Source organism: Stenotrophomonas sp. Steno-Z10-HUANG (genome assembly GCF_056393075.1).
In genome coordinates, this window is record NZ_JBWJPA010000011.1 from 1 (window position 1) to 21485 (window position 21485).

At 69.8% G+C, this 21485-nt stretch carries 16 protein-coding genes and 1 tRNA gene; 4 read left to right on the forward strand and 13 right to left on the reverse strand.

The window, feature by feature from the left end:
* Positions 1-850 precede the first annotated feature (850 nt).
* Positions 851-935, forward strand: a tRNA-Leu gene (locus AC06E6_RS13815).
* A gap of 137 nt (positions 936-1072) precedes the next feature.
* Here the strand turns inward: AC06E6_RS13815 and AC06E6_RS13820 are convergent.
* Genes AC06E6_RS13820 through AC06E6_RS13835 form a run of 4 tightly spaced genes read right to left on the reverse strand, consistent with a single transcriptional unit; the run spans position 1073 to position 5769 of the window.
* The gene (locus AC06E6_RS13820; protein ID WP_161614643.1) at positions 1073-2632 is read right to left on the reverse strand and encodes a DHA2 family efflux MFS transporter permease subunit; all 1560 of its coding nucleotides are present in this window, start codon (positions 2630-2632) and stop codon (positions 1073-1075) included.
* A gap of 11 nt (positions 2633-2643) precedes the next feature.
* Complete coding sequence (locus tag AC06E6_RS13825) at positions 2644-3816, reverse strand: HlyD/EmrA/EmrK family protein (protein ID WP_240211798.1); 1173 nt, start codon at positions 3814-3816, stop codon at positions 2644-2646.
* 10 nt (positions 3817-3826) lie between these two features.
* Entirely contained in the window at positions 3827-5329 is a 1503-nt protein-coding gene (locus AC06E6_RS13830; RefSeq protein ID WP_240211797.1) for an efflux transporter outer membrane subunit, read from the reverse strand.
* The gene (locus AC06E6_RS13835) at positions 5326-5769 is read right to left on the reverse strand and encodes a MarR family winged helix-turn-helix transcriptional regulator (RefSeq protein WP_104939183.1); all 444 of its coding nucleotides are present in this window, start codon (positions 5767-5769) and stop codon (positions 5326-5328) included. Before AC06E6_RS13835 ends, AC06E6_RS13830 begins: the two co-directional genes overlap by 4 nt.
* Positions 5770-5982: 213 nt before the next feature.
* Here AC06E6_RS13835 and parC point away from each other — a divergent pair, with 213 nt between their 5' ends.
* Entirely contained in the window at positions 5983-8226 is a 2244-nt protein-coding gene (parC, locus tag AC06E6_RS13840; RefSeq protein ID WP_240211796.1) for a DNA topoisomerase IV subunit A, read from the forward strand.
* 605 nt (positions 8227-8831) lie between these two features.
* On the forward strand, positions 8832-9491 hold the full coding sequence (locus tag AC06E6_RS13845; RefSeq protein ID WP_240211795.1) for a thiopurine S-methyltransferase: 660 nt from the start codon (positions 8832-8834) through the stop codon (positions 9489-9491).
* 76 nt (positions 9492-9567) lie between these two features.
* Here AC06E6_RS13845 and AC06E6_RS13850 read toward each other — a convergent pair whose 3' ends face one another.
* Positions 9568-10056: a bacterioferritin gene (locus AC06E6_RS13850; protein ID WP_104939187.1), complete on the reverse strand. Its 489-nt coding sequence runs from the start codon at positions 10054-10056 to the stop codon at positions 9568-9570.
* 142 nt (positions 10057-10198) lie between these two features.
* On the opposite strand from AC06E6_RS13850, the gene AC06E6_RS13855 reads away from it, so the two are divergent.
* Positions 10199-12619 carry a penicillin acylase family protein gene (locus AC06E6_RS13855; protein WP_478061709.1) on the forward strand — a complete coding sequence of 807 codons (2421 nt, stop codon included), beginning with the start codon at positions 10199-10201 and terminating at the stop codon, positions 12617-12619.
* A 37-nt stretch (positions 12620-12656) separates the two neighbouring features.
* On the opposite strand, the gene AC06E6_RS13860 is transcribed toward AC06E6_RS13855, so the two are convergent.
* The 8 genes from AC06E6_RS13860 to map form a co-directional block, all read right to left on the reverse strand.
* On the reverse strand, positions 12657-12872 hold the full coding sequence (locus AC06E6_RS13860; protein ID WP_478061711.1) for a RidA family protein: 216 nt from the start codon (positions 12870-12872) through the stop codon (positions 12657-12659).
* Positions 12873-12878: 6 nt separating this feature from the next.
* Positions 12879-13082 (reverse strand): hypothetical protein, encoded by a 204-nt coding sequence (locus AC06E6_RS13865; protein WP_478061713.1) that lies wholly within the window; start codon positions 13080-13082, stop codon positions 12879-12881.
* Positions 13083-13234: 152 nt separating this feature from the next.
* The gene (gene asnB, locus AC06E6_RS13870; protein WP_409475620.1) at positions 13235-14920 is read right to left on the reverse strand and encodes an asparagine synthase B; all 1686 of its coding nucleotides are present in this window, start codon (positions 14918-14920) and stop codon (positions 13235-13237) included.
* A gap of 352 nt (positions 14921-15272) precedes the next feature.
* Positions 15273-16400: a succinyl-diaminopimelate desuccinylase gene (gene dapE, locus AC06E6_RS13875; RefSeq protein ID WP_478061716.1), complete on the reverse strand. Its 1128-nt coding sequence runs from the start codon at positions 16398-16400 to the stop codon at positions 15273-15275.
* Between the two features lie 13 nt (positions 16401-16413).
* Positions 16414-16770 carry an arsenate reductase gene (locus AC06E6_RS13880; RefSeq protein ID WP_104939190.1) on the reverse strand — a complete coding sequence of 119 codons (357 nt, stop codon included), beginning with the start codon at positions 16768-16770 and terminating at the stop codon, positions 16414-16416.
* A 46-nt stretch (positions 16771-16816) separates the two neighbouring features.
* Positions 16817-17860 (reverse strand): 2,3,4,5-tetrahydropyridine-2,6-dicarboxylate N-succinyltransferase, encoded by a 1044-nt coding sequence (gene dapD, locus AC06E6_RS13885; RefSeq protein WP_478061718.1) that lies wholly within the window; start codon positions 17858-17860, stop codon positions 16817-16819.
* Positions 17860-20508, reverse strand: a complete 2649-nt coding sequence (locus tag AC06E6_RS13890) for a [protein-PII] uridylyltransferase (protein WP_478061719.1) — start codon at positions 20506-20508, stop codon at positions 17860-17862. Before AC06E6_RS13890 ends, dapD begins: the two co-directional genes overlap by 1 nt.
* Positions 20505-21296, reverse strand: a complete 792-nt coding sequence (map, locus tag AC06E6_RS13895; RefSeq protein ID WP_233996193.1) for a type I methionyl aminopeptidase — start codon at positions 21294-21296, stop codon at positions 20505-20507. Before map ends, AC06E6_RS13890 begins: the two co-directional genes overlap by 4 nt.
* Between the last annotated feature and the right edge of the window lie 189 nt (positions 21297-21485).

Genomic DNA, 21485 nt, shown 5'->3' on the forward strand with positions numbered 1-21485 from the left:
TTCGGTTTGTCGTGCTTCGTATTCCCAATCTTCCATTGCGTTCCTCACGGAGCATTGCGTTGCCGTGCTCTCGTGAGGTATTTGTAATGCGATTTTACATTTCGCAATTAGGAGCCGGATATGGCAAGGCCCGGAGGCAACCCAGACTTAAAGATGGTCCGGAACGAAGACACGGACAGCGCCAACGCGAAGCGGCGAGCACTCGCCCATGCCTATGCCATGAGTACCGCTGAAAAGCTCTTGGACGCTTCAAGACAGCAATCGGGGATGACCGATACGCAGTACGCCGAATGGCTCAACGCTGAAGGCTGGCCGACCCGACGCGGCTCCCTCTGGACCGCCACCCAAGTTCGTCGAGTATTTCGTCATTTGGGGCTGAGCAAGCCCCCTCGCGTCAAGAAGCCTCCACGACGGAAGGCCAACCAACCATAGCCAAGCCTGTGTCGATATGCGACGATGATATGTGACATCTGGGCACCAAAACCGAACACAAAGCTTTATCAATCAACAACTTGAGATGGATAGGACCGTCAGAGCGCCAGTCCTCTCCTGGGCACCACGACTCAACAGATCAAACCCGCGCAAGCGGGTTTTTTCGTATCTGCGACCATGCACCATGCGTCGGGCGCACGCCGGCAGACGGCGGCCCTGGTTTCATTCCCAGGCGCGTCGTCCGGAACCGGCTGCCATCTTCCGGCGGCGATCGACGCACGGCAGCGGAACCCCGCACCCGCTGCGGCGTGCACGCCCTGTATTGCACGCCTCCTTCCCTCCCTGCGCAGCGCGCACGAATGCCTGCACGAAGCGTTGACACCGCGTCCGGCCATCGGCACAATTGCCGCCCTGAGTCGCCCAGGTGGCGGAATTGGTAGACGCACTAGTTTCAGGTACTAGCGGGTAAAACCGTGGAGGTTCGAGTCCTCTCCTGGGCACCACGACTCAACAGATCAAACCCGCGCAAGCGGGTTTTTTCGTATCTGCGGCACGCTGCGACTCCGCCGGGGTTGCGCCCCGTCCACCGCCCCCGCCCGGATACGACGATCCCCGCCTTGCGGGCGGGGATCGCGGTGACTCAATGACCGCCGGCACTGGCCGCGCCAGCACCGGCGCCGAACGGCGGTTTGGCCAGCCACAGGAAGGCGATGATCGCCAGGAACGTCCAGCCCAGCAGATAGAAGATGTCGTTGAAGCCCATCTGCGAGGCCTGGTGGTCGATCATGCTGTTCAACAGCGCGGCGCCGTGCTGCAGGTCACCGTGCCCCATCGCCAGCACCTGCTCCTGCATGCCGGGCGTATACACCGATACATGTTCGGTCAGGTGCGCATGGTGCTGCTGGGTACGGTGCGCCCACAGCCAGGTGGTCAGCGACGCGGCGAAGCTGCCGCCCAGCGTGCGCAGGAAGGTGGCCAGGCCGGAGCCGGCGGCAATCTCGCGCCCGTCCAGGTCCGACAGCAGGATCTGCAGCACCGGCATGAAGAACAGGGCCACGCCCACGCCCATGATCAGCTGCACCCCGGCCACGTGCTGGAAATCCACCTGCAGGTTGAAACCCGAGCGCATGAAGCTGGTCAACGACAGGAACACGAAGGCGATGGAGGCGAGCATGCGCATGTCGTAGCGCGACGCGTACTTGCCCACCAGCGGCGCCAGGATCACCGGCAGCACGCCGATCGGCGCCGTCGCCAGGCCCGCCCAGATCGCGGTGTAGCCCATGTCGCGCTGCAGCCACAGCGGCATCATCAGCGCCACGCTGAAGAACGCCGCGTAGGCCACCACCATCGCCAGGGTGCCGGCGCGGAAGTTGCGGTGGCGGAACAGGCGCAGGTCGACGATGGGGTCCTTGTCGGTCAGTTCCCAGATCAGGAACACCGCCAGCGACACCACCGCCACGCACGACAGCACCACGATCTTGGTCGAGGCGAACCAGTCCTCGTCGTTGCCCAGGTCGAGCACCAGCTGCAGCGCGCCGACGCCGATCACCAGGGTGACCAGGCCGACGTAGTCCATCTTCGGCGTGTCGATGTGCTCGGGCCGGCCCTTGAGCTGGGCGCCGACCACCAGCGCGGCGAAGATGCCCAGCGGCACGTTGATCAGGAAGATCCATTCCCAGCTGTAGTTGTCGGTGATCCAGCCACCGAGGATCGGCCCGCAGATCGGTGCGACCACCGTGATCATGGCCAGCAGCGCCAGCGCCTGGCCGCGTTTCTCGCGCGGGTAGATCGACACCAGCAGCGACTGCGTGATCGGGTACATCGGCCCGGCGACGAAACCCTGCAGCGCACGCGACAGCACCAGCATGCCCATGCTCTGCGCCAGGCCGCACAGCAGCGAGGTGATGACGAACGCCAGCGTCGCCCACACGAACAGCCTGCGTTCGCCGAAACGGCGGCTGAGCCAGCCGGTCAGCGGCAGCGCGATGGCGGTGCTGACCGCGAACGAGGTGATCACCCAGGTCGCCTGCTGCGAACTGGCGCCGAGGTTGCCGGCGATGGTCGGCAACGAGACGTTGGCGATGGTGGTGTCGAGCACCTGCATGAACGAGGCCATCGCCAGGCCCACGGTACACAGCGCCACGCTGGGCGGCGCGAAACCGGCGGCCGGCTGCGGCATGGCCGGAGCTTGAGCGGACATGCGCGGCGACCTCAGCCGGCCTGGCGCGGCAGGTTGTCGTGGATGATCCGCGCGATCGCCGCGTCGGCGTCATGCAGTTGCCTGGCGTAGACGTCCGTATCGAACACGGTGCCCTCGGCCGGCTTGGCCGGCAGCACGCCGCCCTTCTGGTCGCGCAGGCTCACTTCGGCCTTCATCGACAGGCCGATGCGCAGCGGATGCTGTGCCAGCTGGCTGGCGTCGATGGCGATGCGCACCGGCACGCGCTGCACGATCTTGATCCAGTTGCCGCTGGCGTTCTGCGCCGGCAACAGCGAGAACGCCGAGCCGGTGCCCAACCCGAGGCTGGTGATGCGGCCCTTGTACTTCACATCGCCGCCGTACAGGTCCGAGCGCAGTTCCACTTCCTGGCCCAGGCGCATGTGCCGCAGCTGGGTTTCCTTGAAATTGGCGTCCACCCACATCTGCTCGGCGGGCACCACCGCCATCAGCGCCGTGCCCGGCTGCACGCGCTGGCCGACCTGCACCGAGCGCCGCGCGACATACCCGGCGACCGGCGCGACGATGCCCGCACGGGCGTTGTTGAGCCACGCCTGGCGCAGCTGCGCGGCGGCGGCCTTCACGTCCGGCTGGGTCGCGACCACGGTGTCGTCGACCAGCGCGCGGCTGCGTTCCACCGTCTCGCGCGAACCGGCCACCGCGGCCTCGGCCGCGGCCAGCTCGTCGCGGGCATGGGCCAGTTCCTCGTTGGAGATCGCGCCACTGGCGGCCAGGTCGCGGCGCCGGGCGAAGTCCTCGCGCACGCGCCGCAGGGTGACCTGGCGGGCGTTGAGGTCGGCCTGCGCGCCTTCCACGCTGCGGTACAGGCCGCGCACCTGGCGCACGGTGCGCGCCAGGTTGGCTTCGGCCTGCTGCAGCGCAACCTCGGTGTCGGCCGGGTCCAGCTGCACCAGCAGCTGGCCGCGCTCCACGCGCATGCCGTCGTCGGCGGCGATGGCGACCACGGTACCGGCCACCTGCGGGGTGATCTGCACCTGGTTGCCCTGCACGTAGGCGTCGTCGGTTTCCTCGAACCAGCGGCCGAAGGCGAAATACCACAGCGCGAACGCCGCCAGCAGCAGGACGACGAGGACAAGCAGGCCGCGCAGCAGCCGGCCACGGCGGCTGCCAACGACGGGAGCTTCAGGAGTGTGGGTCTGGCTCATGGGGTGTTTCTCAGGAATGCGGGGACACGGGGGAAGAGGAGGACAGCGGGGCGGCGACGCCGTCGGCCGACGGCGCATAGCCGCCGCCCAGCGCCTGGCTCAAGCGCGCGGCGGCGAGCAACTGCTGCGAATGCAGCGCGGTCAGCGCCTGCTGCGCACCGAGCAGCTGCGACTGCGCGGATAGCACGTCCAGGTAGTTGCCGATGCCCGCGCGGTAGCGTTGGCCGGCCAGCTCGAACGCCGAGCCGGCGGTGGCGACCGCCTGCTGCTGCGACTGCACCTGCTGCTCGAGCGAGCGCACCGCGTTGACCTGGTCGGCCACCTCGCGCAGCGCATCGACCACGGTCTGGTTGTAGCCGGCCACGGCCAGGTCGTAGCTGGCGTCGGCACCGGCAAGGCCGGCGCGCAGGCGGCCACCTTCGAAGATCGGCAGACTCAGTGCCGGACCAAGGTAGGCGAAAGTGGAACCACTCCTGAGCAGGTCGCCGACGTTGGGCGCGACCACCCCGGCCAGCGCGGTCAGGTTGAAGCTGGGGTAGAACCGGGCCTTGGCGACCTTGATCTGCCTGGCGGCCGCTTCCACCCGCCAGCGCGCGGCGACGATGTCCGGGCGGCGCCCAAGCAGCTCGCTGGGCAGCACGCCCGGCAGCTGCAGCGCGGTGACGTCCAGCGCCTGCGGACGGGCGATGACCAGGCCGCGGTCCGGGCCCTGGCCGAGCAACGCGGCCAGCGCGGTGCGCGCGGCGTCGATCTGCTGCTGCGCGGCCTGCAGCTGCTGCTGCGCGGCGGGAACCCGGGCTTCGGCCTGGCGCACCTGCAGGTCGCTGTCGATGCCGGCGGCGCGGCGCTGGCGCACCAGCTGCAGGGTCTTGCGCGCACGCTCCAGCTCCTGCTCGGCGATGTCGTGGGCGCGCCAGGCACGATCCAGTTCGACATAGGCCTGGACCATGCCCGAGGCCAGCTTCAGGCGCGCGGCCTGGGCATCGACGGCGGCGGCATGCGCCGTGTCCACCGCCGCTTCCCAGCTGGCGCGCTTGCCGCCCCACAGGTCGAAGCCGTAGCTGAAATCGAATGCGACCTGGCCACTGCCCATGTAGCGGCCACCGAGTTCCTCGCCGACCATCGATTCGGGCAGGCGCACGCCGGTGTAGCCGCCGGAGACGGACAGGCTCGGCAGGCGCTCGGCGCGGGCGATGCCGGCCTGCGCCTGGGCCTGGCGCAGGCGTGCGTCGGCCGCGTCCAGGCTGGGATGGCCGGCCAGCGCCTCGGCCACCAGCGCGTCGAGCTGCGGGTCGCCGAAGGCGCGCCACCAGTCACTGACCGGGAATGCGGCCACCGACAGGTCGCTGGTGGCCAGGGTGCGTTCGCTGTGCAGGCTGTCGGTGTCGAGCAGCCGCCCCTGCGGCTGCAGTCCGCCGCTGCTGGCGCAGGCGGCAAGCGCCAGCACCAGCGTCGCCGGCAACAGCGGCCGCGCGCGCTGGCGCATGGAGTGGGAGACGGGGAAAGGGATCATGGGGGCGTCAGGGAGTCGCGGATGCGGGTGAGAAGGGACATCAGCTGCGCGCGTTCGTCGGGGCTCAGGTCACGCATGGCGTAATCCATCACCGCGTCGCCGCGCTTCTTGAGCCGCGCGCACAGCTCGCGGCCCTGTTCGGTCAGCACGATCTGCAGCGCCCGCCGGTCCTGCGCATGCGCCTCGCGGCGCACGCAGCCCAGCGATTCGAGCTTGTCCAGCAGGCGGGTGACCGCGCTGGGCACCTGGTCCAGCGCCTGCGCCAGTTCGTTGGCGGTGCACGGCGCCATGTGCGCCAGCGTCTTCAGGCCCACGAAATGGGTGAAGCCGATGCCGATGTTCTCTTCGGCCATGGAGGCGTCGAGCTGCCGGGCCAGGCCGTCGCGGGTCTGGCGCAGCAGCAGGCCGAAGCTGGGAGGGTTGGTGGTCGCGCAGATCATGGGCGCGCATTTTATTGCATCCGGAATAATTCACAATGGAAATATTCCATCCGGCATGAAATGCGCCGTTGCAGCATTGGATCAATCGCGCCAGCGGCCGGCGCGGGCCCGGGCCCGGGCCCGTGGCTTGGCATCCCCGACCGCATCCGGATAATCACCGGCTCGCGGGGGCGACGGCCGTCGCCGCCCCCCAGCACCAGGTAACAGCCCCGCATGACCGAACTCGTACGCCCCGCCTTCCACGGCTTCGAGCAGCAGCCGCTGCGCGAGTACGCCGAGCGCGCCTATCTCGACTATTCCATGTACGTGGTACTGGACCGCGCCCTGCCCTTCCTCGGCGACGGGCTCAAGCCGGTGCAGCGCCGCATCATCTATTCGATGAGCGAGCTGGGCCTGAACGCCGCGTCCAAGCCGAAGAAGTCCGCGCGCACCGTCGGCGACGTCATCGGCAAGTACCACCCGCATGGCGACAGCGCCTGCTACGAAGCGCTGGTGCTGATGGCCCAGCCGTTCTCCTACCGCTACCCGCTGATCGACGGCCAGGGCAACTTCGGCTCCAGCGACGACCCCAAGTCGTTCGCGGCCATGCGTTATACCGAATCCAAGCTGACCCCGATCGCCGAGGTGCTGCTGGGCGAGCTGGGCCAGGGCACCACCGACTGGTCGCCCAACTTCGACGGCACGCTGGAGGAACCGAGCTGGCTGCCGGCACGGCTGCCACACCTGCTGCTCAACGGCACCACCGGCATCGCCGTGGGCATGGCCACCGACGTCCCGCCGCACAACCTCAACGAGATCGTCAGCGCGCTGGTGCGGCTGATCGACGACCCGGACGCGACCGTCGCCGACCTGTGCGAGCACGTGAAGGGCCCGGACTACCCGACCACCGCCGAGATCATCACCCCGGCCAGCGACCTGCGGCAGCTGTACGAGACCGGCAACGGCAGCGTGCGCGCCCGCGCCACCTTCCTCAGGGAAGGCAGCAACATCGTGATCACCGCGCTGCCGCACCAGGTGTCGCCGTCCAAGGTGATCGAGCAGATCGCCCAGCAGATGCGGGCCAAGAAGCTGCCCTGGCTGGAGGACATCCGCGACGAATCCGACCACGCCAACCCGGTGCGCGTGGTGCTGATCCCGCGCTCCAGCCGCGTCGACGCCGAGCAGCTGATGGGCCACCTGTTCGCCACCACCGACCTGGAGAAGAGCTACCGGGTAAACCTCAACGTCATCGGCCTGGACGGCCGCCCGCAGGTCAAGAACCTGCGGCAGCTGCTGGACGAGTGGCTGCGCTTCCGCCAGGACACGGTCACCCGCCGCCTCAACCACCGGCTGCAGAAGGTCGAGCGCCGCCTGCACCTGCTGGAAGGCCTGCTGGTGGCCTTCCTCAACCTGGACGAGGTGATCCACATCATCCGCACCGAGGACGAACCCAAGCCGGCGCTGATCGCCCGCTTCGGCCTGTCCGAGGACCAGGCCGAGTACATCCTGGAGACCAAGCTCAAGCAGCTGGCCCGTCTGGAGGAAATGAAGATCCGCGGCGAGCAGGACGAGCTGGCCGCCGAGCGCGAGAAGATCCTGTCCATCCTCGGCAGCGCCGCGAAGCTGAAGAAACTGGTCAAGGACGAACTGCTGGCCGACGCCAAGAAGTTCGGCGATGAGCGCCGTTCGCCGCTGGTGCAGCGCGACGCCGCCCAGGCCATCGACGAGACCGAGCTGGTCGCCAGCGAGCCGGTCACCGTGGTGCTGTCGGAGAAGGGCTGGGTGCGCGCGGCCAAGGGCCACGACGTCGACGCCGCCGGCCTGTCCTACCGCGAGGGCGACAGCCTGCTGGCGGCGGTGCGCGGGCGCAGCACGCAGCAGGTGGCGTTCCTCGACAGCGAGGGCCGCGCCTACTCCACGCCGGCGCACACCCTGCCCTCCGCGCGCGGCAACGGCGAGCCGTTGACCGGCCGCTTCTCGCCGGCCGCCGGCAGCAGCTTCGTCACCCTGGCCAGCGGCGACAACGACACCCGCTTCGTGCTCGCCTCCTCGCACGGCTACGGCTTCGTCACCCGCTTCGAGAACCTCACCGGCCGCAACAAGGCCGGCAAGGCCATGCTCAACCTGTCCCCCGGCGCGGCGGTGCTGCAGCCGATGGTGGTGGCCAACCCGCAGAGCGACCGCATCGTCGCGGTCACCAGCGCCGGCAACATGCTCGCCATCCCGGCCAGCGACCTGCCCGAGCTGGACAAGGGCAAGGGCAACAAGATCATCGAGATCCCCAAGGCCAAGCTCGCCACCGAGCGCGTGGTCGCGGTGGTCGCGGTATCGCCCGGCGCCACCCTGCAGGTGCGCAGCGGCCAGCGCACCATGAACCTGTCGTTCAAGGAGCTGGATGCGTACGTGGGCGCGCGGGCCAGCCGCGGGCACCTGCTGCCGAGGGGGTGGCAGAAAGTGGAAGGCCTCGACGTCCAGTAGCCCGTTTCACTGGCGCGCGGCGGCGCGGCCGGCATCGCCGTTGCCATGTGCATGCGTGGCGCGGCAGAAGGTGGAAGGCCTCGACGTCCAATAACCCGTTTCACTGGCGCGCGGCGGCGCGGCCGGTATTGCAGTCGCCACGCGCAGGCGTGGCGCGGCAGAAGGTGGAAGGCCTGGACGTCCAATAACCCGTTTCACTGGCGCGCGGCGGCGCGGCCGGCATCGCCGTTGCCATGCGCAGGCGTGGCGCGGCAGAAGGTGGAAGGGCTGGACGTCGAGCGCCGTCGTAGATGCGGGGCTTGCCCCGCATGGAGCATCGCCGGCAATGCCCCGTGCGGGGCAAGCCCCGCACCTACGGATGGCCTACCGCCGGGCGCAGGATGGCTATTGTTTCCCCCTTGCCCTCAACGCACCGGAAGCCCTGTGCGGGGCAAGCCCCGCACCTACGGATGACCTGCCGCCGGGCGCAGGATGGCTATTGTTTCCCCTTGCCCTCAACGCACCGGAAGCCCTGTGCGGGGCAAGCCCCGCACCTACGGATGGCCGGCCTTCGGGCGCATGAGGGTTATTGTTCTCACCTTGTCCCCAACTCATTGGAAGCTCCCATGCAACCCGAATTCTGGCTGCAGCGCTGGCAACAGGGACAAATCGGCTTTCACCGCGCCGAGGTGATGCCGCTGCTCGAGCGGCACTGGCCGTCGCTGCAGCTCGATCCCGGCAGCCGGGTACTGGTGCCGTTGTGCGGCAAGAGCCTGGACATGCACTGGCTGGCCGCGCAGGGCCACCGCGTGCTCGGCGTGGAGATCTCGCCGCTGGCGGTGACGCAGTTCTTCGCCGAGGCCGGGCTGCGGCCCGAACGCCGCAGCAGCGCGCTGGGCGAGCATTTCAGCGCCGGCCCGATCGAGATCATCCTGGGCGACGCCTTCACCCTCGATGACGCGACCCTGGCCGGTATCGCCGGGCTTTACGACCGCGCTGCGCTGATCGCGCTGCCGCCGGAACTGCGCCAGCGCTACCGCGACACCGTCTACGCACGGCTGCCGGCCGGCTGCCGCGCGCTGCTGATCACGCTCGAATACCCGCAGGCGGAAAAGGCCGGGCCGCCATTCGCGGTGGGCCAGACGGAAGTGGAATCGTTCGCGCCGGCGTGGCGGGTGGAACTGGCCGAGCGCCGCGACATCCTCGCGCAGGAGCCCGGCTTCCGCGCCGAAGGCGTCAGCGCGCTGTCCACCGCGGTCTACCGCATGCGGCGCGCCGGCGACTGACAGGCACGCTCCCTGCATCAACGAAAAGGCCGGGAATTCCCGGCCTTCGTCGCTCATGGGCGTGGGTTGGCCACGCTCAATGCGCCGGCGACCCCTTCGCATCCATCTTGCTGGCCTGGTACAGCTCCAGGCCGATGCGCTTGATCAGGCCCAGCTGCTGCTCCAGCCACCAGGCATGGTCTTCCTCGGTGTCGCGCAGCTGCGCGATCAGGATGTCGCGGCTGACGTAGTCACCGTGCGACTCGCACAGCTTCACCGCCGCGGCCAGGTTGGCGCGCACCTGATATTCAGTCTGCAGGTCCTTCTCCAGCATCTCGACCACGCTCTTGCCGGGGGCGAAGACGTGCGGGCGCATGTCCGGGTCGCCGCCCAGGAACAGGATCCGCCGCAGCAGCGCGTCGGCATGCCCGGTCTCCTCCTCCATCTCGTGGCCGATGCGCTCGTACAGCGCATGCAGACCCTGGTCTTCGTACCGGCGCGAATGGATGAAGTACTGGTCGCGCGCGGCCAGTTCGCCGCGCAGCAGCTCCTTCAGGCAATCGATGACTTCCGGGTGTCCCTGCATGGGGGTGCTCCTGATATGCGTAGGGGCACAGGATGCCCGATCCGGCACGGCGATGATCTAATCGGAATCAGTTTCAGTTGCGCCCTGCGTACGGCACCGCCCTCGCCTACAATCGCGCTTCCTGGGGCCGGGGGAGAGGCGCATGAGGCGCTGGCTGCTGCGTTCGCTGTGGGTCGTGCTGGGGCTTTCGATCCTTGTGCCGGGGGGGCTCTGGCTGCTGCTGCGCGGCAGCCTGCCGGAACTGGACGGCGAGCTCGCCCTGCCCGGGCTGTCGGCCCCGGTCCAGGTGCAGCGCGACGGCAACGGCATGGTCACGGTGGATGCCGCCGACGAGCGCGACATGGCCCGCGCGCTGGGCTACGTGCACGCCCAGGAACGCTACTTCGAAATGGACCTGATGCGGCGCTCGGCGGCCGGCGAGCTGGCCGAGCTGTTCGGCGCCAAGGCCCTGCCGCTGGACCGGCGCATGCGCGTGCACCGCCTGCGCACGCGCGCGCACGACACCCTGGACGTCGCCCTGGGCGAGCGCCGCGCGGTGCTCGAGGCCTACCGCGACGGCGTCAACGCCGGGCTGGCGGCACTGCCGGCACGGCCCTGGCCCTACCTGCTGCTGCGCCAGCAGCCGCGCCCCTGGCGCCTGGAGGATTCGGTGCTGGCCGGGCTGGCGATGTACGCCGACCTGCAGGACCCGGGCAACAGCCGCGAGCTGGCCCTGGCCCGCATCCGCGAAGTGGTGCCACCCGCGCTCTATGCCCTGCTCGCGCACGACGGCAGCAGCTGGGATGCGCCACTGTTCGGCGCCGCGCGCGGCGATGCACCGCTGCCCGATGCGGCGACGCTGGACCTGCGCCAGCTGGCCGGCAGTGGCGGCGGCGAGGCCACGGCCGCGCGTCCTGCCCCCGCGCCGCGGCGGGACAGCGGGATCGGCTGGCCACCGGTGGCGGCCGACAGCGCGCCGGGCAGCAACAACTTCGCCGTCGCCGGCGCGCTCACCCGCGATGGCCGCGCGATCCTGGCCGACGACATGCACCTGGCCCTGCGCGCGCCCAACCTTTGGTTCCGCGTGCGCCTGCGCCATCCCGATGCGGCCGCCCCGGGCGGCAAGGTCGACGTGGCCGGGTTCAGCCTGCCGGGGCTGCCGGTGGTGATCGTCGGCAGCAATACCCATGTGGCCTGGGGCTTCACCAACAGCTACATCGACACCGCCGATTTCGCGCGCCTGCCGGCCACCGCGCCGTTGCGCGAATACCACGAAACCATCGCCGTGGCCGGCGCGCCCGCCGACACCCTGGTCGTACGCGAAAGCGACTGGGGCCCGGTGCTGCACGACAACGCCGACGGCAGCCGGCTGGCGCTGCGCTGGACCGCACAGCTGCCGGGCGCGGTGCGCCTGGATTTCGCCGACATGGCCCGCGCCGGCGACCTGGACGCCGCGCTGGCGGTGGCCGACCGCGCCGGCATCCCCGCGCAGAACCTGCTGCTGGCCGACCGCCACGGCCGCATTGCCTGGCGCCTGGCCGGCGCACGCCCGGACCGCAGCGGGACGTGCACCGCCGGCGGCATCGCCAACACATCCGATGCGCCGTTGCCGCCGGGCACGTCGCCCTTCAACGAACCCTGCCATCCGTGGCCACTGCGCACGGATCAGGCGCCGTCGCTGGTCGATCCCGCCGACCACCGCCTGTGGACCGCCAATGGCCGCGTGCTCGATGGTGCCATGCTGGCCGAGGCCGGCGATGGCGGCTACGACCTCGGCGCGCGGGCACGCCAGGTCCGCGACGGCCTGTTCGCGCGCGAACAGTTCGACGAGCGCGACCTGCTCGCCATCCAGCTCGACGATCGTGCCGTGCTGATGGAGCGCTGGTGGAAGCTGCTGCGCGCCACCGTGGAGCACAGTGACGACCCGGCGCTGCGGCGGCTGGAAGCGGCCAGCCGCCACTGGGACGGCCGCGCCGCGGTCGACTCGGCGAGCTACCGCATCGCCCGCGGCTTCCGCGGCATCGTCCTGGATACGCTGGAGGACGGCCTGCTGGCGCCCGCGCGGCAGCGGCTCGGGGAGGACTTCGTGGCGCCGCGCCTGCCACAGCTGGAGGGCGTGGCCTGGCCGCTGCTGGAACAGCGCCCGCCGCACCTGCTGCCAGCGCCGTTCAAGCGCTGGGACGAACTGCTGGCGCACATCGCGCGGCAACTGGAAGCGGACCTGGCCGCGCAGGGCCACGACCTGGCCGCGCGTACCTGGGGCGAGCGCAACACCGCGGCGATCTGCCACCCGGTGTCGCGTGCGCTGCCTGCGCTGTTCAGGCGCTGGCTGTGCATGCCGGCACAGGCGCTGCCCGGCGACGGCAACATGCCACGCGTGCAGACGCCCGACTTCGGCGCGTCCGAGCGCATGGTGGTCTCGCCCGGCCATGAAGCCGACGGCATCGTGCACATGCCCGGTGGCCAGAGCGGCCATCCGCTGTCGCCGTTCTGGGGCGCCGGCCACGACGACTGGGTACACGGCCGGCCGACGCCATTCCTGCCGGGCGCCACCACCCACACCCTGGTGCTGCGCCCGCGCTGAAGCGGCGGGCGCAGCACGGATCAGCCAACGCGCGGCGCTATTTCAGGCGCACCGTCCATTCGACCTCGAGCATGTCCTCCGCGTTGAACAGGCGGCTGACCTGCACCCAGCTCGCGGCAGGGTACCTGCCGTCGGCGAAGAACGCCTTGCGCGCCGGAATGGCCTTGACCAGCGCATCCATGTCGGTGGTGTACGCGGTTTCCTTCACCACCTGGCTGCTGTCGGCGCCGAAGCGCTGCAGGATCTTCGTCAATTCGCCTTAGCACGCCCGCACCGCGGCCTGCATGTCCTGGCCGCGGCACGGCACGCCGGACACATACAGCGTGTCGCCATCGCGCACCACGCCGCTGTAGCCGATATCCGCTTCCCAACTGCCCAGCGCGTGGCGCTCCAGCGGCACCTCCGCGGCAGCGACAGGCACCGCGCACAGCAGACCGGACACCAGCAACGAATACGCACGCATCGAAAAACCCCCTTGAGCGCAACAGTGAGATGAGCCGCGGCGGCTCCAGGCAGGGACCGCCGCCGCGATGGATACGGACGCGCCGGCCCCAGGGACAGATGCGCCGTGCGATGAGGAAAGACCGGCGGCGCAGCAGCGCGCCGCCGCCCTAGTCATCCCGCCAGCGCCTGCGCGTGCACGCCGGCCACCGCGCGACCGGACGGATCGGCCATCGTCGCGAAGCTGGCGTCCCAGGCGATCGCCGCCGGCGAGGAACAGGCGATGGACTTGCCGCCCGGCACCGTCTCCGCCGCCGCCGGGCTGGGATAGAACTGCTCGAACAGGCTGCGGTAGTAGTACGCCTCCTTGGTCTGCGGCGGGTTGTACGGGAAGCGCTTGTCGGCGGCGGCGAGTTCGCGGTCGCTGACCTGCGCCTCGGCATGCGCCTTGAGCCCGTCGATCCAGCCGTAGCCGACGCCGTCGCTGAACTGCTCCTTCTGCCGCCACAGGATTTCCCTGGGCAGGTAGCCCTCGAACGCCTCGCGCAGCACCGCCTTCTCGATGCGGCCGCTGGCCTTGTCCACCATCTTGTGGCGGGCGTCCATGCGCATCGCCACGTCGAGGAAGGCGCGGTCCAGGAACGGCACCCGCGGCTCCACGCCCCAGGCCATCATCGACTTGTTGGCGCGCAGGCAATCGTAGTTGTTGAGCGCGTCGAGCTTGCGCACCAGCTCCTCGTGGAACTCGCGCGCGTTCGGCGCCTTGTGGAAGTACAGGTAGCCGCCGAAGATCTCGTCGCTGCCTTCGCCGGACAGCACCATCTTCACCCCCATCGCCTTGATCCGCCGCGCCAGCAGGAACATCGGCGTGGAGGCGCGGATGGTGGTGACGTCGTAGGTCTCGATGTGGCGGATCACTTCCGGCAGCGCATCCAGGCCTTCCTCGAAGGTGTACTCGAAGCCGTGGTGCACGGTGCCGAGCATGTCGGCGGCGATCTTCGCCGCGGCCAGGTCGGGCGAGCCGGCCAGGCCGATGGCGAAGCTGTGCAGGCGCGGCCACCAGGCTTCGCTGCGGTCGCCGTCCTCGATGCGATGGCGGGCGTAGCGCGCGGCCACCGCCGCCACCAGCGACGAATCCAGCCCGCCGGACAGCAGCACGCCATAGGGCACGTCGGTCATCAGCTGGCGGTGCACGGCGGCCTCGAAGGCTTCGCGCAGCGCCTGCCGGGACACCTCCACGCCCTGCACCGCGTCGTAGTCGCGCCACGGCCGCGCGTAGTACTGCAGCAGCTCGCCGGTGGCGCTGTCGTACCAGTGGCCCGGCGGGAACTGGGCCACGTCGGCGCAGGTATCGGCCAGCGATTTCATCTCCGACGCCACGCACAGGCGGCCCTGCTTGTCATGCCCCCAGTACAGCGGCACCACGCCGATCGGGTCGCGGGCGATGATCGCGCGCCCGGCGACCTTGTCCCACAGGGCGAAGGCGAAGATGCCGTTGAGCCGGTTGAGGAACGACGCGGGGTCGTCCTCGCGGTACAGCGCATTGATCACCTCGCAGTCCGAGCCGGTCTGGAACGCATAGGGCTGTACCAGTTCCTGCTTCAATTCGCGGTGGTTGTAGATCTCGCCGTTGACCGCCAGCGCCAGCGTGCCGTCCTCGGACAGCAACGGCTGCGAACCGCCGGCCGGGTCGACGATGGCCAGGCGTTCATGCACGAGGATGGCGCGCTCGTCCACGTACACGCCGCTCCAGTCGGGGCCGCGGTGGCGCTGGCGCTGCGATTGTTCGAGGGCCTGGCGGCGCAGCGCCTGCAGGTCGTCGCCCGCCTGCAGGCCGAAGATGCCGAAGATGGAACACATGGGGACTGCTCCTGGTTGTGGGGGCTTTTCGTTGAATCCCGGTCATGGCTGGCCGGGCGCTTGTGGAGGGACCCACGCACGCAACAAAAAACCCGCATCGGCCGATGCGGGTTTTCTGGTCACTGGGCGTATGGTGCTTGTGGCTCAGTCGCAGACCCGCATCGGCCGCGCGCGATTGTTCGCAACCGCATTATTGCGGTTGTTCGACACGTTCACGTTGGTGCGGGCGTTGCGGTTCATGGGGCCGACGATAGCGTGGCCCTGCGACGGCGTGCAACTGTTTCGTGGGCAACCGATGTGCCCGTGCGTGCGCGCCCGCGATCCCACGGCCGCCGCGGCGGCCGCGGGCGGATCAGACCAGCAGCCGCGCGATCAACTGGCGGTACAGGTCGGGAAGCGCCCGCAGGTCGTCCAGGCGCACGTGCTCGTCCACCTGGTGGATGCTGGCGTTGACCGGTCCCACCTCGATGCACTGCGCGCCCAGCGGCGCGATGAAGCGGGCGTCGGAGGTGCCGCCACCGGTGCTCTCCTCGGGCGTGGCGCCGGCAAACCCGGCCAGCACCTCGCGCGCGACGCTGCGCAGGCGTCCTTCCGGGGTGTAGAAAGGCTCGCCACTGCGGTGCCATCGCAGCGTGTAATCAAGGCCATGGCGGTCCAGCAGCGCGGCGATCTCCGCCTCCAGCCGCCCGGCATTCCAGTGCGGGTTGTAGCGCAGGTTGAACATCACCTGCAGGTCGCCGGGGATGACATTGCCGGCGCCGGTGCCGGCGTTGATGTTGGAAATCTGCAGGCAGGTCGGCGGGAAGCTCTCGTAGCCGTCGTCCCAGTGCCGCGCGACCAGTTCGGCCAGCGCCGGGGCGGCCAGGTGGATCGGGTTGCGCGCCTTGTCCGGATAGGCGACATGGCCCTGCACGCCCCTGACCTGCAGCGTCGCCGACAGGCTGCCGCGGCGGCCCACGCGCAGCAGGTCGCCCAGGGTCGCGGTGGACGACGGCTCGCCGGTGATGCACCAGTCGATGCGCTGCCCACGCTCGCCGAACAGGCGCGCGACGTGGCGCACGCCATCGATGGCATCGCCCTCCTCGTCGCTGGTCAGCAATACCGCCAGCGTGCCCGGATGATCGGGATGGGCAGCGACAAACTGTTCGGCGGCGACCACGAACGCGGCCACGCTGCCCTTCATGTCGGCCGCGCCGCGGCCGTAGAGCATGCCGTCGCGCACCTCCGGCTGGAAGGGATCGCTGGTCCAGGCCGCAACCGGGCCGCTGGGGACCACATCGGTATGCCCCAGCAGTACCAGTACCGGCGCGCCGCTGCCGTGGGTGGCCCACAGGTTGTCGACCTCGCCCAGGCGCAGGTGCTCGCAGTGGAAGCCGGCGGCGCGGAGGCGGCCGCCGAGCAGTTGCTGGCAACCGGCGTCGTCCGGGGTCACCGACGGCCGGGCAATCAGTTCGCAGGTCAGTTCGACCACATCGTCCATCGGCGCCATTGCCTCACCCGATGCCGAAGCGCTGCTTGAAGCCGTTGTCGGAAAAACCCTGGCTGAGCGCGCCGTCGTCGGTGACCACCAGCGGGCGCCGGATCAGCTGCGGGTACTCGCGCAGCAGCAGCTTCCACTCGGCGTCCGAGCCCGGCGCCTTGCGCGCATCGGGCAACTGCCGCCAGGTGGTCGAGGACTTGTTGACCAGCGCGTCGAAACCACCGGCCTTGCCGGCCCATTCGACCAGGGTCTCGGGGCTGGGCTTGTGCTCGCGGTAGTCGATGAAAGCATGGGCGACGCCGAAACGGTCCAGCCACTTGCTGGCCTTCTTGCAGGTATCGCAGTTCTTGAGTCCGTAGAGAGTGGTCATTGCAGGATCCAGGGCTTGCCCTCTCCGGCCAGGGAGAGGAGGAACATCAGTCGGCCAGGCCGCGCAGCAGGTCGTTGACGCTGGTCTTGCTGCGGGTGCGGGCGTCGACCTGCTTGACGATCACCGCGCAGTACAGCGAATGGGTGCCGTCCTTGCTCGGCAGCGAGCCGGACACCACCACGCTGTAGGGCGGGATGTAGCCGTAGCTGATCTCGCCGGTGGCGCGGTTGTAGATGCGCGTGCTCTGGCTCAGGAACACGCCCATGCCGATCACGCTGTGGTGGCCGACCACCACGCCTTCGACCACTTCCGAGCGCGCGCCGACGAAGCAGTGGTCCTCGATGATGGTCGGGCTGGCCTGCAGCGGTTCCAGCACGCCGCCGATGCCGGCGCCGCCGGACAGGTGGCAGTGCTTGCCCACCTGCGCGCACGAGCCGACCGTGGCCCAGGTATCGACCATGGTGCCCTCGCCCACGTACGCGCCGATGTTGGTGAAGCTGGGCATCAGCACCACGTCGCGGCCGAAGTGGGCGCCGCGGCGGGCGATGGCGCCGGGCACCACGCGCACCCCGGCGGCGCGGAATTCGGCCTCGCCATAGCCGCCGAAGCGCGATTCGACCTTGTCCCAGAACGGCGCCGGACGCCCGTCCATCACGCTCATGTCGTTGACGCGGAAGTACAGCAGCACCGCCTTCTTCAACCACTCGTTGACCTTCCAGCCGCCATTGCCATCCGGCTCGGCGACCCGGAACTCGCCCGACTCCAGGCCGTCGATGACGCGGTTGACCAGCGGCCGGGTGTAGCCCTCGATCTCGTCCATGGTCAGCATCGCGCGGCGTTCGAACGCGCTCTCGATGCCGAACTTCATTTCCGCCACGCCCGGCGCCGGCGGCTTGCGCAGGCTGCGCGGACCGATCGATTCGATCGCCTTCGGCCGGGCCGCGGGCGTCTTCCTGGGCGCCTTGGCCGGCTTCGCGGCCGGCGCCGCCGCAGCGGCGACCTTCTTCGGCGCGGCCTTCTTCGCGGCGATCCTGGTCGTAGCGGTCTTGGTCGGGGCGGGCTTCTTGGCGGCGTGCTTCCGGGTGGCCATCAGCGGGGGTCTCCTGGCGTTCTGTCGGGCTCCAGGCAGGCCAGCAATGCGTCGCGCAGTGCCTGCCGGGAAGTTTCGGTAAGGGGGCGATCGTGGCGATCGGTCAGCTGGAACTGGTCCTCGGCGCGTTCGCCGAAGGTGGCGATGCGCGCATCCTGCACCCGCAGCTGCTGGTCGCGCAGCACGTGCGCGACGTCGGCCAGCAGGCCCGGGCGGTCCGGCGCCACCAGGTTCAACACCGTGCGCGCATGCTCGGCGTTCTCGATGAACTCGATGCGCGGCGCGAAGCGGAAATGCCGGAGCTGGCGCGGGATCACCCGCCGCGCCGGCCGCAGGCATTGGATGTCGCCGGCCAGCGCCTTGCGCAGCAGCAGCTCCAGGCGCGCGGTATCGCCGTCGGCGAAGCTGCCGGCCGGGGTCACCTCGAAGGTATCGAAGATGGTGTCCTCCGGCCCGTCGAGCACCCGCGCGCGGTGGATGCTGTAGCCGGCGCGGTCCAGGGTCATCACGATCGCGGCGAACAGGCCGTCGCGGTCAGGCGAATGCACGAACACTTCCAGCGCGTCGCTTTCCGGTGCGATCCTGCGCGCCTTGACCAGGGTGCCGCCGCGCGCCACTTCCATCAGCGATGTGGCCTGCCACACCAGCTGCTCGGGCCGGAAGCGCACGAAGCTCTCGTCGGGCATCGCGCTGAACTGGCGCTCGATCACCGCATCGGCATGGCCGAGCGCGCGCATCAGTTCGCGCACGCTGGCGCGCGCTTCCTGTACCCGTTCGGCCTCGGGCAGCGGCTGTTCCAAGCCCTCGCGCAGGGCGCGGCGCGCGGCGAAATACAGGTCGGCCAGCAGCCGGTCCTTCCAGGCGTTCCACAGCTTCGGGCTGGTGCCGGCGATGTCCGCGCAGGTCAGCAGGTACAGGTAATCGAGCCGTTCGCGGCTGCCGACCAGCCCGGCGAAGCGGTGGATCACCTCGGCGTCGGTGATGTCCTGCTTCTGCGCGGTGACCGACATGCGCAGGTGCTGCTCCACCAGCCACGCCACCAGTTCGGTGTCGGTGGCGCTGAGGCCATGCGCGGCGCAGAACGCGCGCGCGTCCACCGCGCCGAGTTCGGAATGGTCGCCGCCACGGCCCTTGGCGATGTCATGGAACAGACCGGCAAGCAGCAGCAGCTCGGGCTTGCGCAGCCGCGGCCAGACCTCGTGGGCGATGGAGAAGCGCTCGTCGGCGCGGCCGGCGGCGAACACGCCGATGTTCCGCAGCACCATCAGCGTGTGCTGATCCACGGTATAGACGTGGAACAGGTCGAACTGCATGCGCCCGGACACCTGCGCGAACGCCGGTATCCACTGCCCGAGCACGCCCAGCCGCGCCATGCGCGCCAGCGTGTCCACCGCGCGCGGCCCGCGCAGCAGGGCGATGAACTGTTCGCGCGCCGCCGCGTCCACTTCGGTATAGGCGGGAATCTCGTCCAGCATCTCGGCCAGGCCGCGCGCGGTCAGCGAATGCAGCCCGCGCACCTGCGGGGTGCGCGCCCAGCAGGCGAACAGGGCGAAGATGCGGGCGATGTCGCCATGCGGCCACAACGGGTCGTCGGCCGACAGGTAGCCGCGGCGCAGCGAAAAACCGTCGCCGACCGGCTCGGGCGATGCCTCGCCGTCGAACTGCTCCTCGAACCGCTGCAGCAGGCGGTCGCTGATCCGCCGTACCACCGCCGCGCTGCGGTAGAAGCCCTGCATCATCTTTTCCACGCCCAGGTTGCCGGCGTCGTCGGCAAAACCCATGCGCTCGGCCAGCGCCTTCTGGTGGTCGAAGCGCAGGCGCTCCTCGGCGCGCTGCGCGACCAGGTGCAGGCCGAAGCGCAGCCGCGCCAGCACCGCGCGCTCGCGCTTGAGCGCGGCGGCCTCGTCCAGGCCCAGGTGGCCCAGCCCGACCAGCGCGTCGATGTCGCTGACGCCGAACGCGCGCAGCGCCATCCAGCCCAGGGTATTGAGGTCGCGCAGGCCGCCGGGGCCATCCTTGATGTCCGGCTCCAGGTTGTCGGCGGTATCGCCGAACCGCTGGTGCCGCAGCAGCAGCTCCTCGCGCTTGGCCAGGAAGTAATCGCGCGCCGGCCAGATCAGGGTCGGCGATACCGCGCGCGCCAGCGCCTGCTGCGCGCCCGTCGCCACGCACAGCGGCCGCGCCTCGATCAGCGCGGTGAGCACGGTCTGGTCGGCCGCGGCCTGCGCGCACTGCGCGGCCGAGCGCACCGCGTGGCTGGCCGGCAGCCCGGCGTCCCACAGCAATGCGAACAGGCGCGCCAGCGCGGCCTCGCTGGCCTGCTGCACCTGGGGCTCGCCCAGCACCAGCAGGTCGATGTCCGAACGCGGGAACAGTTCGCCACGGCCATAGCCGCCGACCGCGAACAGCGACAGTCCACCCTCGCCCGCCAGGCAACGCCGCCAGGCCTGCTGGATCAACTGGTCGACGCAGCGCGCACGCAGTGCCAGCAGCCGCTCGATGTTGTCACCCTGCTCGAAGCGCCGGCACAGCCGCGCGTCGGCCTGGGCCAGCGACTGCCGCGCCGCGGCAGCCCACTGCGCATCGCCCGCGGGGTCGGCCGGCGCGTCCGGTACGTGCTGGACCAGATCCGCCGGCAACAGGCTCATGCCGCCCCGGGTTGCGCGTGCCCGGCCTCGGCCGGCGACAGCGTCAGCACCTCGACGCCGTCCTCGGTCACGGCGACCATGTGTTCCCACTGCGCCGAGAGCTTGCGGTCCTTGGTGACCACGGTCCAGCCGTCGGGCAGCACCTTGGTGTAACGGGTGCCCTCGTTGATCATCGGCTCGATGGTGAAGGTCATGCCCGGCTTGAGCACCAGCCCCTGCCCGGGACGGCCGTAATGCAGCACCTGCGGCTCGTCGTGGTAGACCTTGCCGATGCCGTGGCCGCAGTACTCGCGGACCACGCTGAAGCGTTCGGACTCGGCGTATTCCTGGATCGCATGGCCGATGTCGCCGAGCGTGGCGCCCGGCCGCACCGCGCGGATGCCGCGCCACATCGCTTCCCGGGTCGTCTCCACCAGGCGCCGGGCCATCACCGAGGGCGTGCCGACGTAGTACATGCGGCTGGTGTCGCCGTGCCAGCCATCCTTGATGACGGTCACGTCGATGTTGACGATGTCCCCGTCCTTGAGCACCTTGGCCTCGCTGGGGATGCCATGGCAGATGACGTTGTTGACCGAGGTGCACAGGGTCTTGGGAAAGCCGCGGTAGCCGACGTTGGCCGGGATCGCGCCCTGCACGTTGACGATGTGGTCGTGGCAGATGCGGTCCAGTTCCTCGGTGGTGACACCGGGCTTGACGTGCGCGCCGATCATGTCCAGCACTTCGGCCGCCAGGCGGCCGGCGATGCGCATCTTGGCGATTTCTTCGGGGGTTTTCAGGTTCACGCTCATGGCCGCCATTATCACCCATCGGCGCCTGCCTGAACGAGTTTTCCGGCGCCGCCGTCGCCCGCCCGGCCCGGCAATTTGCGTGGCGCCCCCGCGCACCCTATAATTCGGCGGCTGCGTTGCCGGCCCCGCGCCTGCCCAGGCCGCCCACACCGGGCGTCACCGGTGAATCCACACCTGCTGCCCCCATCC